The organism is Thalassobaculum sp. OXR-137, from assembly GCF_034377285.1.
Classification (GTDB): Bacteria; Pseudomonadota; Alphaproteobacteria; order Thalassobaculales; family Thalassobaculaceae; genus Thalassobaculum.
This window is the reverse complement of the sequence record NZ_CP139715.1, coordinates 5,136,727-5,150,729: the sequence shown is the minus strand read 5'-3', so window position 1 is coordinate 5,150,729 and position 14,003 is coordinate 5,136,727. Positions and strand designations below refer to the sequence as shown.

At 67.9% G+C, this 14,003-nt stretch carries 14 protein-coding genes and 1 tRNA gene; 8 read left to right on the top strand and 7 right to left on the bottom strand.

Features of this window, described 5'->3' with window-relative positions:
• Positions 1 to 27: 27 nt before the first annotated feature.
• On the top strand, positions 28 to 486 hold the full coding sequence (locus tag T8K17_RS23860; protein WP_322332217.1) for a DUF2155 domain-containing protein: 459 nt from the start codon (positions 28 to 30) through the stop codon (positions 484 to 486).
• On the opposite strand, the gene aat is transcribed toward T8K17_RS23860, so the two are convergent.
• From aat to aroQ, 4 genes are all read right to left on the bottom strand, one after another.
• Positions 414 to 1,067, bottom strand: a complete 654-nt coding sequence (gene aat / locus T8K17_RS23855) for a leucyl/phenylalanyl-tRNA--protein transferase (RefSeq protein WP_322332216.1) — start codon at positions 1,065 to 1,067, stop codon at positions 414 to 416. The two genes, T8K17_RS23860 and aat, sit on opposite strands and share 73 nt — an antisense overlap.
• Before the next feature lie 68 nt (positions 1,068 to 1,135).
• Positions 1,136 to 2,476, bottom strand: a complete 1,341-nt coding sequence (gene accC, locus T8K17_RS23850; RefSeq protein WP_322332215.1) for an acetyl-CoA carboxylase biotin carboxylase subunit — start codon at positions 2,474 to 2,476, stop codon at positions 1,136 to 1,138.
• A gap of 30 nt (positions 2,477 to 2,506) precedes the next feature.
• Positions 2,507 to 2,947, bottom strand: coding sequence for an acetyl-CoA carboxylase biotin carboxyl carrier protein (accB, locus tag T8K17_RS23845; RefSeq protein ID WP_322332214.1), 441 nt, complete (start codon positions 2,945 to 2,947; stop codon positions 2,507 to 2,509).
• Between the two features lie 12 nt (positions 2,948 to 2,959).
• Positions 2,960 to 3,412, bottom strand: a complete 453-nt coding sequence (aroQ, locus tag T8K17_RS23840; RefSeq protein ID WP_322332213.1) for a type II 3-dehydroquinate dehydratase — start codon at positions 3,410 to 3,412, stop codon at positions 2,960 to 2,962.
• A 129-nt stretch (positions 3,413 to 3,541) separates the two neighbouring features.
• Here aroQ and kynU point away from each other — a divergent pair, with 129 nt between their 5' ends.
• Complete coding sequence (kynU, locus tag T8K17_RS23835; RefSeq protein WP_322332212.1) at positions 3,542 to 4,798, top strand: kynureninase; 1,257 nt, start codon at positions 3,542 to 3,544, stop codon at positions 4,796 to 4,798.
• A 31-nt stretch (positions 4,799 to 4,829) separates the two neighbouring features.
• Here the strand turns inward: kynU and T8K17_RS23830 are convergent, their stop codons facing one another.
• Both T8K17_RS23830 and T8K17_RS23825 read right to left on the bottom strand, forming a co-directional pair.
• The gene (locus tag T8K17_RS23830; protein ID WP_322332211.1) at positions 4,830 to 5,672 is read right to left on the bottom strand and encodes a CoA ester lyase; all 843 of its coding nucleotides are present in this window, start codon (positions 5,670 to 5,672) and stop codon (positions 4,830 to 4,832) included.
• The gene (locus tag T8K17_RS23825; RefSeq protein WP_322332210.1) at positions 5,669 to 6,565 is read right to left on the bottom strand and encodes a DMT family transporter; all 897 of its coding nucleotides are present in this window, start codon (positions 6,563 to 6,565) and stop codon (positions 5,669 to 5,671) included. Before T8K17_RS23825 ends, T8K17_RS23830 begins: the two co-directional genes overlap by 4 nt.
• Positions 6,566 to 6,638: 73 nt before the next feature.
• Between T8K17_RS23825 and T8K17_RS23820 the strand changes: the two genes are divergently transcribed.
• The 5 genes from T8K17_RS23820 to glcF all read left to right on the top strand — a co-directional run bounded on the left by T8K17_RS23820 (position 6,639) and on the right by glcF (position 12,549).
• Positions 6,639 to 7,667, top strand: coding sequence for a methyltransferase domain-containing protein (locus tag T8K17_RS23820; RefSeq protein ID WP_322332209.1), 1,029 nt, complete (start codon positions 6,639 to 6,641; stop codon positions 7,665 to 7,667).
• An 87-nt stretch (positions 7,668 to 7,754) separates the two neighbouring features.
• Complete coding sequence (gene ykgO / locus T8K17_RS23815; RefSeq protein WP_028795082.1) at positions 7,755 to 7,880, top strand: type B 50S ribosomal protein L36; 126 nt, start codon at positions 7,755 to 7,757, stop codon at positions 7,878 to 7,880.
• A 250-nt stretch (positions 7,881 to 8,130) separates the two neighbouring features.
• Complete coding sequence (locus T8K17_RS23810) at positions 8,131 to 9,618, top strand: FAD-linked oxidase C-terminal domain-containing protein (protein WP_322332208.1); 1,488 nt, start codon at positions 8,131 to 8,133, stop codon at positions 9,616 to 9,618.
• Between the two features lie 396 nt (positions 9,619 to 10,014).
• Complete coding sequence (locus T8K17_RS23805) at positions 10,015 to 11,223, top strand: FAD-binding protein (protein ID WP_322332207.1); 1,209 nt, start codon at positions 10,015 to 10,017, stop codon at positions 11,221 to 11,223.
• Between the two features lie 6 nt (positions 11,224 to 11,229).
• Positions 11,230 to 12,549: a glycolate oxidase subunit GlcF gene (glcF, locus tag T8K17_RS23800; protein WP_322332206.1), complete on the top strand. Its 1,320-nt coding sequence runs from the start codon at positions 11,230 to 11,232 to the stop codon at positions 12,547 to 12,549.
• Positions 12,550 to 13,086: 537 nt separating this feature from the next.
• Here the strand turns inward: glcF and lipB are convergent.
• Positions 13,087 to 13,797 carry a lipoyl(octanoyl) transferase LipB gene (gene lipB / locus T8K17_RS23795; RefSeq protein WP_322332205.1) on the bottom strand — a complete coding sequence of 237 codons (711 nt, stop codon included), beginning with the start codon at positions 13,795 to 13,797 and terminating at the stop codon, positions 13,087 to 13,089.
• 117 nt (positions 13,798 to 13,914) lie between these two features.
• Between lipB and T8K17_RS23790 the strand changes: the two genes are divergently transcribed.
• Positions 13,915 to 14,001: transfer RNA gene (locus tag T8K17_RS23790), tRNA-Leu, on the top strand.
• Positions 14,002 to 14,003: the final 2 nt, after the last annotated feature.

The following is a 14,003-nucleotide window of genomic DNA, read 5'->3' as shown; positions in this document are numbered from 1 at the left end:
ACATCCTGGAAATCTCTGAAATCTGCGATGGCCTCGGATATGGACCGGTCGACCTTCCTGAATACTGTTGCGAGCGCGGTCCTAGCCGGCGGGCTCGCGGTCGTCGCCGGAGCGGCCGCCGCCCAGACGGCGGCGCCGGAGGACTGGCGCCAGCACGACGTCGTGGTCCTGCAGGGGCTCGACAAGGTGACGGCGCGGATCTCGCGCTTCGAGGTGGCGGTCGGCCAGACCGTCCGCTTCGGCACCTTCAATATCCGGGTGGAGACCTGCCAGGATCTGCCGCCCACCTTGCCGCCGGAGAGCGCCGCCTTACTGCATGTCGAGGATCAGCCGCCGGACGAGCAGCCGCGTGAGATCTTCAGCGGCTGGATGTTCGCCTCGAGCCCCGGCCTGCATGCCGTCGAGCACCCGGTCTACGACGTCTGGGTCGCCTCGTGCAAAAGCGCTTCCACCGACGGCCAGTCGTCCGCCCCCGGATCGAACTGAACCGGTGCTGCGATGGCCGATGCCAGCCGGTCGCGATAGTCGTCGCGCGGAATCTCAAGCGCGCCGAAACGGCTGAGATGATCGGTGATGAACTGGGTGTCGAGCAGCGTGAAGCCGCTGGCCTTCAGCTTTGCCACCAGATGGACCAGCGCCACCTTTGAGGCGTCGGTCGCCCGACTGAACATGCTCTCGCCAAAGAATGCGCCGCCCAGGCGCACCCCATAGAGGCCGCCGACCAGCCGGCCGTCCCTCCAGGATTCCACCGAATGGGCATGCCCGCGCGCGTGAAGCGCCAGATAGAGACGCCGGATTTCCGGATTGATCCAGGTGTCCGGCCGGCGCTGGGTGGCCTCCGCGCAGCCGTCCAGAGTGGCTTCGAAATCCCGGTCCCAGACCACCTCGAAACTCCGACGCCGCACCGTCTTGCGTAGGCTTCTGGAGACGTGGAAGCCGTCGAACGGCAGGACGCCCCGGTTGTCGGGGTCGACGAAGAACAGGCGCGGATCGTTGCGTCCCTCGGCCATCGGAAACACGCCGACGGCATAGGCCTGTAGCAGCAGTTCCGGTTGCAGCTCGGACATCCGATCCATCCCGGTTGCTCGGTATTCGGGAATCCTAACATTGCCGACGCCGTCGGCAACGGCTTCCGTCAGGACTTCAGATACTCGGTTTCCAGCCAGCGGATATGGTAGTCGCCGCTTCGGAAGGCCGGCGCGCGCATCAGCTCGGCATGCAGGGGAATCGTGGTCGGAATGCCGCCGATCACGTACTCGCCCAGCGCCCGTTCTGCCCGCATCACGCATTCTTCGCGGTTGCGGCCGTGCACGACGAGCTTCGCCACCAGACTGTCGTAGTGCGGCGGCACGCTGTAGCCGGCATACAGGGCGCTGTCCACGCGCACCCCTAGGCCACCCGGCTGGTGGTAGTCGTCGATCCGGCCCGGACGCGGCTGGAAGGTGCGCGGATCCTCGGCGGTGATCCGGCACTCGATGGCGTGGCCGGTGAAGGTCACATCCTTCTGTTCCATGTCGAGCGGCCGGCCGGCGGCGATCTCGATCTGCATGCGGACCAGGTCAACGCCGGTGATCGCCTCGGTGATCGGGTGTTCGACCTGCAGGCGGGTGTTCATCTCGATGAAGAAGAACTCGCCGTTCTCGTACAGGAACTCCAGGGTGCCGAGGCTGCGGTAGCCCATCTTCTTGATCGCATCCACCGCCCGGGCGCCGATCGCCTCGCGCTCGGCCTGGGTCAACGCGGGCGAGGGCGCCTCCTCGATGACCTTCTGATGGCGGCGCTGGATCGAGCAGTCGCGCTCGCCCAGATGGATGACGTTGCCGTGGCTGTCGGCGGCGATCTGGATCTCGATATGCCGCGGGCGACCCAGATAGCGCTCCATGTAGACGGAGTCGTTGCCGAACGCGGCGGCGCTCTCGCGCCGGGCCATGGTGTAGGCCTCTTCAAGATTGTCCGGCGTCTCGGCGACCTTCATACCGCGCCCGCCACCGCCGGCGGCGGCCTTGATCAGCACCGGGTAGCCGATCCGCGCGGCTTCGGCGCGGGCGGCCTCCACCCCTTCTACCGGCCCTTCGGAGCCTGGGACGCAGGGGATGCCGAGCTCGATCATCGTCCGCTTGGCGGTGATCTTGTCGCCCATCGACTGGATATGGCTTGGCGAGGGGCCGATGAAGGTGATGCCGTGGGCCTCGACGATCTCGGCGAAGGCGGCATTCTCCGACAGGAAGCCCACACCCGGGTGGATCGCGTCGGCATGGGTGACGGCGGCGGCCGACAGGATGGCGGGGATGTTGAGATAGCTGTCGCGCGCCGGCGGCGGGCCGATGCACACGCTCTCGTCGGCCAGCCGCACATGCATCGCGTCGGCGTCGGCGGTGGAGTGCACCGCCACCGTCTTGATGCCCATCTCGCGGCAGGCGCGGTGGATGCGGAGGGCGACATCGCCGCGATTGGCGATCAGGACCTTATTGAACACGCTGGACCTCTCTTCGCGCCGTTGGGCGGATTATTCGAGGACCAGCAGGGGCTGGCCAAACTCCACGGGCTGCCCGTTCTCCACGTGAACGGCCTTGATCTTGCCGTCGCGCGGAGCAGGGATCGGGTTCATGGTCTTCATGGCCTCGACGATCATGATCGTCTGGCCCTTGCGCACGTTGGAGCCGACCGGCGCAAAGGCGGCGGCCCCCGGCTCCGGCGCGACATAGGCGGTGCCGACCATGGGGGAGGGTACGACCTCGCCGCTCTCCTCGACCGCGGCGGCTGGCGCGGCAGCCGCTACGGCGGCGGGCGCGGCCGCGGGGGCCGGGGCGGCATAGGTCGCGTTGATCGTCGGCTTGGCGATGCGGATCCGCAGATCGCCTGTGGCGTACTCGATCTCGCCCAGTCCGGTTTCTTCCAACAGGCCGGCCAGTTTACGGACCAGCGCTTCGTCCAGATCCTTGCTCACGGCAATTCTTCCTTATTCGTCGGCTCCGACCAGGCCCGCCATGGCTTCGAGCGCCAGGACATAGCCCCGGGCCCCGAAGCCGGCGATGATTCCGTCCACCACGCCCGACAGATAGGAGTGATGGCGGAACTCTTCGCGCCGGTAGGTGTTCGACAGGTGAAGCTCGATCGCGGGCAGTTCCGCCACGGAAAGCGCATCGCGGATGGCGACCGAGGTATGGGTATAGGCGCCGGCGTTCAGAATGATCCCGTCGTGACTGTCGCGGGCCTGCTGAATCATCGTGACCAGCTCGCCTTCGAAATTGGACTGCCTGAAATCGATGCCGAGGCCGAGGGCCTCGCCGCGTTCCTGGCACATCGCTTCGATATCGGCCAGCGTGTCGCGTCCATAGATCGTGGGCTCGCGCACGCCGAGCATGTTCAGGTTCGGCCCGTTAAGGACCAGGATGTCGGGCTGGTCAGCCACCGAAAACGCCTCTCGTTTGCTCGGGCCGGGTTATACCATGGTGCTAACCCAACGCAACGGTAGCACCGTCGCCGCCGCCAAAACCCCGCCGCGTCCCCGCGGAACCCCCGACACAGACACCGTAAGGCCATGACCCGCGTCACCCTCGATACCGTCCGAGCCCTCGATGCCGCAGATCCCCTGGCCGGATTTCGCGACCGATTCGTCCTGCCGGAGGGGCTGATCTATCTCGACGGCAACTCCCTGGGCGCCCTGCCCAAGGCGGTGCCGGAGCGGGTGTCGGCCATGCTGCACGAGGAATGGGGGCAGCATCTGATCGGCGGCTGGCTGAAGGACGGATGGATGGAGAAGCCGCTGGTCCTGGGCGACCGGCTGGCCAAGCTGGTCGGTGCGGCACCGGGCGAGGTGGCGGTGGTCGATACCACGTCTATCAACGTCTTCAAGCTGCTGTCGGCGGCGCGCGCCATGCGGCCGGATCGCAAGGTGATCCTGTCCAACACCGAGAATTTCCCCACCGATCTCTACATGGCCCAGGGCCTGATCCGACAGCTCGGCACCGACCATGAGCTGCGGCTGGTGCCGGAAACCGCGATCGAGGACGCCATCGACGAGACCGTCGCGGTGGTCATGCTGACCGAAACCAACTTCAAGACCGGTGCGGTCTTCGACATGGGCGCGATCACCCGGGCGGCCCATGCGGCGGGCGCTCTGACCCTGTGGGATCTGGCCCATTCCGCCGGGGCCTTCCCGGTGGACCTGAACGGGGCGGCGGCCGATTTCGCCGTGGGCTGTTCGTACAAGTACCTGAACGCCGGACCGGGCGGCCCCGCCTGGATGTTCGTCGCCACGCGGCACCAGGAGGCGGCCCACCAGCCGTTGACCGGTTGGCTCGGCCATGACCGGCCCTTCGATTTCGACCTGGAGTACCGCCCGGCAGACGGCATCCGCCGCCATGTCTGCTCCTCGCCGGGTGTCCTCGGGCTGGTCGCCTTCGAGGCGGCCCTCGACGTTATGCTGGAGGCCGACATGACGGCGCTCCGGGCGAAGTCGGTGGCGCTGTGCGATCTGTTCATCGACCTGGTCGAGCAGGAATGCGGCGATGCCGGCTTCCGACTGATCTCGCCGCGCGAGGCCGGTCTGGCGGCACCCTGGATCCGGGGCAGCCAGGTCTCCTTCGCCCATCCGGACGGCTACGGCATCGTCCAGGCGCTGATCGCCCGCGGGGTGGTCGGCGACTTCCGCGACCCGGACGTCATGCGCTTCGGCTTCGCGCCGCTCTACCAGCGGTACGCGGATGTCTGGCACGCCGTCGCCCATCTGCGGGCCGTGCTGGATGGCGGCGAACACCTGGCGGAGGTCTATCGCGAGCGCGCCTCGGTGACCTGAGCGTGCAGCCCCTGATCGAGGGGCGGGGCGGCTAAAGCCCCGCGCGGGCCAGCACCCGGTACATGCTGCGCAGGACCGGCTTCTCGATCAGCTTGCCGTCGATCACCACCAGACCGCTGTCGCCCTGCTCGAACGCCTCCACGATGCGCTTGGCATGGGCGATCTCGGCCTCGCTGGGGCTGAAGATCTCGTTGAGCACCGGCACCTGCTTGGGGTGGATGGAGCCCTTGCCGCAGAAGCCGAGCGCGCGGGCGGCCTGGGCCTCGCGCTTCATGCCCTCCATGTCGTTCAGGTCGAGGAACGGCACGTCGATCACGTCGACCCCGGCCCCGGCGGCGGCATGCACGACCCGGGAGCGGGCGTAGAGCAGCGCCTCCCAGGTGTATTCGCAGCGCAGATCGGCGGCCATATCGACGCCGCCGAAGAAGATCGCGTCGATCCGCGTGGAGCAGCGGGCGATCTCCCAGGCCGCTTCCAGCGCCTCGTTGGTCTCGATGATGACCTGCAGGCGGGAGGCGATCTTGAACTCGTCGAACAGCTCGTCCAGCGCGATCACCTCGGCCGGCGACTTCACCTTGGCCAGCATCAGCGAGGGCGGCGCCTTGGCGGAGTCGAGGATCGCCTGGACGTCCTTCATGCCGTCCGGCGTGCGCGGCGGGTTGATCCGCACCATGCATTCCACCGAGTCGTCCAACTCGGCGGTGGCGAACCAGTCGAGGGTGGCGGCGCGCGCCTGCTCCTTGTGCTGGGGGGCGATCGCGTCCTCAAGGTCGATGCACATGATGTCCGCCCCGGTCGCCATCGCCTTGGGGAACATGTCGGGCTTGTTGCCGGGCGCGAAGATGAAGCTGCGGCGCGGGCGGATCGTGGTCATCGGGAAGCCTCCGGGTGCGGGTCGGCGGGCAGACTACGACGCTTCAGCACGAAGTTCATCACCAGGGCGGCGATGACGATGGCGCCGCCGACGAGCGCGTTCCGGCTCGGCTCCTCGCCCATGACCAGCCAGACCCAGAGCGGGCCGAGCACCGTCTCCAGCAGCACCACCAGCCCGACCTCGGCCGCCGAGAGGTAGATCGGCGCCAGGGTCAGCAGGCCGAAGGACACCGGCAGGATCAGCAGGCCGAGCAGCGCCATCCAGCCGAACTGGACGGGCGTGAGGGTCAGGCTGTCGGCGGCGATCAGCGCGACGGCGGCGACCAGCAGGCCGGACAGGCCGACCGCCGGCATCATGTCCACCGGTCTGGCGGCGCGGACCAGCACGAAATGTCCGCCAAGCGCGATGGCGGCGGCGAGGGCGATGAGGTCGCCGATCCAGGTGCCGACCGAGAGACCGTCGCCGACGATCAGGGCGATTCCCGCGATGGCGACGAGGATTGCCATCCAGGTCCGCATCGGCGGACGCTCCCCCAGCACCATCCGCCCGATCAGGGCGGCGAAGAGCGGCGCCGCCGCCATGATCACGAGGGTGTTGGCGACCGTGGTCGTTGCGACGGCGACGACGAACAGGATCGTGTTGAGCGCGAAGAGCGCGGTCACCAGCGCACCGTGCGTGCCCATCGCGGCGACCGCCGCCGGCAACCCCAGGCGATAGCGCAGCACCAGCAGCCCGACATAACCGACTGTCATTAGGACCCCGCGCCAGAATAGAATGGTCCACGCATCCGCGCCGACCATCCGCATCAGAACGGTGTCCGGGGTAAGGATCAGTATGCCGAGCACGGCGAAGGTGAGACCCTTCACCGGATCGGCTGCGGAATCGGTCGACATGGATTATTTGTTCCGGTGCGGCGGTTCTGATCATCATGGCCGATCACTCAGAATCCAGCCGTATCCTGCGACCGTGAGCGAGGCAAGGACCATCACCGTTCCATGGCACATACGGATCAAGGCCTGGTGGGAAGGCTACGACCCGGAGGAGTATGTCGAGTGGCGCGAGCGCGGCCACGAGGACGGGGAGCCATCGGACCTTCCGGCGTCGATCGCCCTGCCGAAGATGATGAGCTTCGACGATCTGATGGCGGATCACAGCGCGTCCGGCGAGGTCGACGACAGCGAGCTCGAGTTCCTGGAGGAGGCCGCGCCCGACCCCGTCTGGCCCCGGGCCAAGGTGGAAGTCACGCAGCGTCTGTTCGGCCGGGGGTTCACCGGTCCGGGCGGCCCCGAGCATGTGATCGAACTGGTGAAATCGGTCGGCCTCGACCCGGTGCAGTCGGTGCTGGACCTGTCCATGGGGCTGGGCGGGCCGGACGCCGCCATCGCGGACAAGTACGGGGTCTGGGTCACCGGGTACGAGCGCAATCCGGCGCTGTTCGACATCGCCGGGACGGTCCTGCGCACCATCAAGTCCGGCGACCGGGTCCGGCTGAACTTCTTCGATCCCGAGACCGTGGAGCTGCCGCGCAAGAAATTCGACGTGGTCCTGTCGAGCGAGACCATGCATTGCGTCCAGGACCGGATCGCGCTGATCGCCAAGATCTACGACTCCCTGAAGGACTGGGGGCAGTTCATGATGAGCGACTTCGTGCTGCCGAACGAGAACCCGCCGTCGGAACGGCTGATGAAGTGGCTGGAGAATCGCGGCGAGCCGGTGACCCTGTGGACCCGGGACCAGTACGAGGTCGCCCTGTCGAACCAGAAATTCGACGTGCGTTTCATGAAGGACGAGTCCGACGACTACGTGCATCTGATCCGTCACGACTTCGCCGGGTTCGTGGAAACCCTGAACGCCGACAAGGTCGTCACCGACACGCCGCTGGGCCGGGCGGCGCTGGTGGATGTGGCCGAGGATTGGTCGCGTCTCGCCAGCCTGCTGCAGAAGGGCGAACTGCAGCTTGTGCGGTTCCTCGCCATGAAGCCGGAAGAGACCTGAAACCCGCCGCATATCGCGGTTGACAGCCTCCGGGCTTCTCAGTAGGTTCCGCGCTCTTTTAAATCTGCCGACCACCGGAGACGACCAATGCGCGTCGCGAACTCGCTGAAGACGCTGAAGAAGCGCCACAAGGCCTGCCGGGTTATCCGCCGCAAGGGCCGTGTCTACGTGATCAACAAGACCAACCCGCGCTTCAAGGCGCGCCAGGGTTGATCCTGTTGGGCTGAGCCTGTGTGGCTGAGCCCATCGGTCTGATCACTTTGGTCTGAGGATCGCACGTCACAGCTGCGGTCCCCGCATACCCGCTTTCAGGCGGTCGACGGAAACGTCGAGCCGCCTTTTCGCGTTTCAGCGCGCGGTTCGCCGCGCCGGCGGTGCCATGGCTTGAATTTCTCCCCGGTTCCGGCAAGTTAAGCGCCGAAGAGAAGCGCCAAGACCTGATCAACAGGCGGGGAGCCTTGCCATGCAGATGCCGGAGCCGGACCAGGAGGTCCTGGCGCGCCGCCCGGAGATCGTCGACGCCCTGCGCGCGATCGTGCCGGGCGAGGGGGTGATCGCCGAAGAGCGCGAGATGCGGCCCTACGAGAGCGACGGCCTGACCGCCTACCGCACCCTGCCGATGATCGTGGTGCTGCCGGAGACGGTGGAGCAGGTCGCGGCGGTGCTGAAATACTGCCACGAGAACGGCATCAAGGTGGTGCCGCGCGGGTCGGGCACGTCGCTGTCCGGCGGCGCGCTGCCGCTGGCCGACGGCGTGCTGCTGGGCCTGGGCAAGTTCAACCGCATCCTCGACATCGATTTTGACAACCGCACCGTCACCGCCCAGCCGGGCGTGACCAATCTCGGCATCACCACCGCCGTCCAGCACGCGGGCTTCTACTACGCCCCGGACCCGTCCTCGCAGATCGCCTGCTCCATCGGCGGCAATGTGGCGGAGAATTCCGGCGGGGTGCACTGCCTGAAATACGGGTTGACCACCAACAACATCCTCGGCCTCGAGATGGTCACGGTGGAAGGCGAGATCATGCACCTGGGCGGCAAGCATCTCGATTCCGAGGGCTACGACCTGATGGGACTGATGACCGGCTCCGAAGGGCTGCTCGCCGTGGTGACCGAGGTCACCGTGCGCATCCTGAAGAAGCCGGCCTCCCTACGCGCCCTGTTGCTGGGTTTCCCGACCAGCGAGCAGGCGGGGGCCTGCGTGGCCGCCATCATCGGCGCCGGCATCATCCCCGGCGGCATGGAGATGATGGACAACCCGGCGATCAACGCGGCCGAGGATTTCGTGCATGCCGGCTATCCGCGCGAGGCCGGCGCCCTGCTGATCGTCGAACTGGACGGCCCCGAGGTCGAGGTCGACACACTGATCGAGCGGGTGCGCGAGATTGCTGAGGCGAACGGCTCGACCACCCTGCGGGTGTCGCAGAGCGAGGAGGAGCGCAATGCCTTCTGGGCCGGGCGCAAGGCGGCCTTCCCGGCGGTGGGGCGGATCTCGCCGGACTATATGTGCATGGACGGTACCATCCCGCGCCGCCAGCTCCCCGAGATCCTTACCCGCATGACGAGGATGAGCGAGAAATACGGGCTGCGGGTCGCCAACGTGTTCCATGCGGGCGACGGCAACCTACACCCGCTGATCCTGTTCGACGCCAACGAGCCGGGGGAACTGGACCGGGCCGAGGCGTTCGGCGCCGACATTCTGAAGGCCTGTGTAGAGCTTGGCGGCGTGCTCACCGGCGAGCATGGGGTCGGGGTGGAAAAGCGCGACCTGATGCCGGAGATGTTCAGCGAGACCGACCTGAACCAGCAGATGCGGGTGAAATGCGCCTGGGACCCCAAGGGCCTGCTGAACCCGGGCAAGGTGTTCCCCACCCTCCACCGTTGCGCCGAGCTGGGCCGCATGCACATCCACCGGGGGCAGATGCCGTTCCCGGACATCCCGCGGTTCTGAGAGGGCGTCTGATGTCCAGCCACCTCCGTCACCCCGGGACGCCCCTGGACCCGATCCAGGGGCGGAACCGGGACCGTGCCGTCATCGCCGTCCCCTGGGTCCCGGCCCGCCCCCGGATCGGGTCCGGTGTCGTCCGGGATGACGACAGTATTTCAAGCTATTCCCCACCCCCGTCATCCCGGCGAGGCCCGGGCTCGACCCGGGGCTCGGCCGGGACCCTGGAAAGGCGCCGGACACGGTGCGCCAGGTCTTGGATCGCCCCTTCAGGGCGTCCAGGACGTCGGGCGTGGTTTGGTGGGGGGCTCATTCTCTCTACCCGACTTCCTGGAAGCCGTCGGCCGCAGCCCGGGGGCTGTCCAGGACCCATGACGTTACCGCCCGCGCCGGAGCGTGCCGATGCCTGACACCTTCAAGCCCGACACGCCGAAGCAGGTGCGCGAGGCGATCGCCTGGGCGGTCTCCGAGGAGAGCCCGCTGGAGATCGTCGCCCGAGCCACCAAGCGCACGATCGGCCGGCCGATGCAGATCGCCAACACCCTCGACCTGTCCGGCCTCAGCGGCATCGGGCTGTACGAGGCGGAGGAGCTGATCTGCCAGGCCGGGCCCGGCACGCCGCTGGCCGAGATCGAGGAAACCCTGACCGCCCACAACCAGCGCCTGGCTTTCGAGCCGATGGATCTGGGCGTGCTGCTCGGCGGCGGCGAGGGGCGGCAGTCCATCGCCGGGGTCTTCGCCTGCAACCTGGCCGGCCCGCGCCGGATCAAGGACGGGGCGGCGCGCGACCACCTGCTGGGCTTCACCGCCGTCACCGGCCGGGGCGAGATCGTGAAATCCGGCGGACGGGTGGTGAAGAACGTCACCGGCTACGACCTGTCCAAGCTGGTCTGCGGCTCCTGGGGCACGCTGGCCGCACTCACCGACCTGACCTTCAAGGTCCTGCCCATGCCGGAGACCGAAACCACCCTGCTGCTGCACGGGCTGGACGAGCTGACGGCGGTGACCGCCATGAGTGCGGCCATGGGCTCGGCCCATGACGTGTCCTCGGCCGCGCACCTGCCGGACGGGATTGCTGCCGGCGGGGTGAGCGGCGTGGCGACCGCGCTGCGGGTGGAAGGCTTCGCGCCGTCCGTGGTCGCCCGAGTGGCGGCGCTGACGGACGAACTGGCCCGCTTCGGTGTCGAGATCACCGCGCTCGAGGGCGAGGCGTCCCACGCCCTGTGGCGCGACTTGCGCGACGCCCGGCCGCTGGCGGAACCGCGGGAGCGGGCGGTGTGGAAGCTCTCTGTCGCCCCGATGGCGGGCCCGCGCGTGGTGGCGGCGATCCGGCCGCTGGTGGCGGAGTGCGCGTATTTCTACGACTGGGCCGGCGGCCTGATCTGGCTCGCCGTGCCGCCGCGGGGCGACGCCCAGGCGGATGTGGTGCGCGGGGCGGTGGACGCGATGGGCGGCCACGCGACCCTGATCCGGGCCGCCCCGGAGGTCAGGGCCTCGGTGGCCAGCTTCCACCCGCAGCCGGCCCCACTGGCGGCCCTGTCGAAGCGGGTGAAGGAGAGTTTCGATCCGAAAGCCGTGCTCAATCCGGGCCGCATGACGGCGGGGGTATAGGGACAAATGCAGACCAACTTCACCCTGGCCCAGCTTGCCGATCCGGAGATCTCGGTCGCCAACGAGATCCTGCGTAAATGCGTCCATTGCGGGTTCTGCACGGCGACCTGTCCGACCTATGTCCTGCTGGGCGACGAGCTCGATAGCCCGCGCGGCCGGATCTACCTGATCAAGGACATGCTGGAGAACGACCGGCCGGCCGGGGAGGAGGAGGTCAAGCATATCGACCGGTGCCTCTCCTGCCTGTCCTGCATGACCACCTGTCCCTCCGGCGTGCACTACATGCACCTGGTCGACCACGCCCGCACCCATATCGAGCGCACCTATACCCGCGCGCCGCTGGACCGCTGGATGCGCTCGCTGCTGGCCAATCTGATCCCCTATCCGAACCGGTTCCGCCTGGCCCTGGCCGGCGCCTGGTTCGCCCGGCCGTTCGCGCCGCTGGCCGGCAACCTGTTCGGCGGGCGGCTGCGGGCGATGCTGGAGCTGGCGCCCAAGGCGATCCCGCCGCGCTCCTCCATGGACAGGCCGGGTGTGTATCCGGCCCAGGGCGAGAAGCGGGGCCGGGTCGCCCTGCTGCTCGGCTGCGCACAGCGGGTGCTGGAGCCGGAGATCAACGACGCCACCATCCGCCTGCTCACCCGTCACGGGGTGGAGGTGGTGGTGCCGCCGAGTGCCGGCTGCTGCGGCTCGCTCACCCACCATATGGGCCGCGAGGACGAGGCCCATGCCAGCGTGAAGGCCAATGTGGACGCCTGGTGGGCAGAGACGGCAGAGGGCGGCGGGGAGGGGCTGGACGCGGTGGTGATCAACGCATCCGGCTGCGGCACCACGGTGAAGGATTACGGCTTCATGCTACGCGAGGATGCGGCCTATGCCGACAAGGCGGCGGCGGTCTCGGCGATGACCCGCGACGTGACGGAGTATTTGGCGGAGCTGGGCCTGCCGGCGGGCGCGGACTCGGGCCTGACGGTGGCGTATCACTCCGCCTGTTCGATGCAGCACGGCCAGAAGATCAAGACCCTGCCGGCGGAGCTGCTGACCAAGGCGGGCTTCGCGGTGAAGGCCGTCCCGGAGGGGCATCTGTGCTGCGGGTCGGCCGGCACCTACAACATGATGCAGCCGCAGATCGCGCGGACGCTGCGCGACCGCAAGGTGGCGAATATCGAGAGCACCCGGCCGGACGTGATCGCGACCGGCAATATCGGCTGCATGACCCAGATCGGCGGCGGCACGTCGATCCCGGTGGTGCACACGGTGCAGCTCCTCGACTGGGCGACGGGCGGCCCGGTCCCGCCGGCGCTTCGGGCCTCGCCGTCGTCCTGACGAAAGTCAGGGCCAAGCCCCTGTCGCCGGTGCGCCGCAGATCCTGATTGTCATCAGGATGACGGGTGAGGGTGATCGGTGCTCGGCCAACCGTCGTCCTGACGAAAATCAGGGCCAAGCGCCTGTCGCCGGTGCACCGCAGATCCTGATGTGCATCAGGATGACGGGCGGGGTGATCGGTGCTCCCGAACCGTCGTCGTGACGAAAGTCAGGACCAAGCCCCCGGCGTCGGTGGACCGCAGATCCTGATTGGCATCAGGATGACGGGTGAGGGTGATCGGTGCTCCCCCGACCGTCGTCCTGACGAAAGTCAGGACCAAGCCCCCGGCGCCGGTACACCGCAGATCCTGACTGTGACGGGGGAAGTTTGCTGTTAGCCCTTTTCTATTCGTCATCCCGAACTTGATTCGGGACCTTATCCACCGATCCGTCTGGAGGTCCCGAAACAAGTTCGGGATGACGAAAGGGTAGTTGGTCGGAGGGCACAGCACCCGCCGCCTCACCTCACCCCCCGGGCTCGCCTCACCCCGGCTCACCTCACCCCCGCAGCGCCATCTCCCCGCCCTCGCCGAACACCTCCTCGAACGCGCCTTTGAGCGCCGCGTCGACCTCGGTCATGCCGACGAGCACGCCGAGATCCACCAGGCTGGTCACCCCGTGGCCGGCGATGCCGCAGGGCACGATGCCGTCGAAATGGGACAGGTCCGGCTCCACGTTCAGCGCGATGCCGTGGAAGGTCACCCAGCGGCGCACCCGGACGCCGATGGCGGCCACCTTGTCCTCGCGCAGGGGCTCGCCCCGGTCGGTGCGGCGCACCCAGATGCCGACCCGGCCGTCGCGCCGCTCGCCCTCGACGCCGAGCCGGTCGAGCGCCCGGATCAGCCATTCCTCCAGCGCATGCACATAGGCGCGCACGTCCTGGCGGCGGCGCTTCAGGTCGAGCATGACATAGGCCACCCGCTGGCCCGGCCCGTGATAGGTGAACTCGCCGCCGCGCCCGGTGCGGTGGACCGGGAAGCGGTCCGGCTCCAGCAGGTCGGCGGTCTCGGCACTTGTGCCCGCCGTGTAGAGCGGCGGATGCTCCAGCAGCCAGACGGTCTCCGGCGCCTCGCCCAGATGAATCGCGCCAGCCAGCCGCTCCATCTCGGCGACGGCGGCCTCGTAGGGCACCAGCGCGTCGTCATGGCGCCAGTCCACGCTGCTCTGAAACACGCTGCCGGCCTGATCGGAGAGGGTGGCGAGTGACATATATCGGTGTCCGTTTCCGGTTCCGTGCTAGAACCCGCGATCTCAGCTTGATTGGGCGGGCGGCTTTTGCTAATCCCTCACCCTCGCTGCGGGCCGGGAGCTTGCAGCCAAGATAGTGCGGTCGTGGCGGAATTGGTAGACGCGCAGCGTTGAGGTCGCTGTCCGGTAACACGGGTGGAAGTTCGAGTCTTCTCGACCGCACCACA

Coding starts and splice junctions, on each gene's coding strand:
- T8K17_RS23860 (WP_322332217.1), top strand. CDS start 28: ATGGCCTCGGATATGGACCGGTCGACCTTCCTGAATACTGTTGCGAGC.
- aat (WP_322332216.1), bottom strand. CDS start 1,067: ATGTCCGAGCTGCAACCGGAACTGCTGCTACAGGCCTATGCCGTCGGC.
- kynU (WP_322332212.1), top strand. CDS start 3,542: ATGACCCGCGTCACCCTCGATACCGTCCGAGCCCTCGATGCCGCAGAT.
- T8K17_RS23830 (WP_322332211.1), bottom strand. CDS start 5,672: ATGACCACGATCCGCCCGCGCCGCAGCTTCATCTTCGCGCCCGGCAAC.
- T8K17_RS23825 (WP_322332210.1), bottom strand. CDS start 6,565: ATGTCGACCGATTCCGCAGCCGATCCGGTGAAGGGTCTCACCTTCGCC.
- ykgO (WP_028795082.1), top strand. CDS start 7,755: ATGCGCGTCGCGAACTCGCTGAAGACGCTGAAGAAGCGCCACAAGGCC.
- T8K17_RS23810 (WP_322332208.1), top strand. CDS start 8,131: ATGCAGATGCCGGAGCCGGACCAGGAGGTCCTGGCGCGCCGCCCGGAG.
- T8K17_RS23805 (WP_322332207.1), top strand. CDS start 10,015: ATGCCTGACACCTTCAAGCCCGACACGCCGAAGCAGGTGCGCGAGGCG.
- glcF (WP_322332206.1), top strand. CDS start 11,230: ATGCAGACCAACTTCACCCTGGCCCAGCTTGCCGATCCGGAGATCTCG.
- lipB (WP_322332205.1), bottom strand. CDS start 13,797: ATGTCACTCGCCACCCTCTCCGATCAGGCCGGCAGCGTGTTTCAGAGC.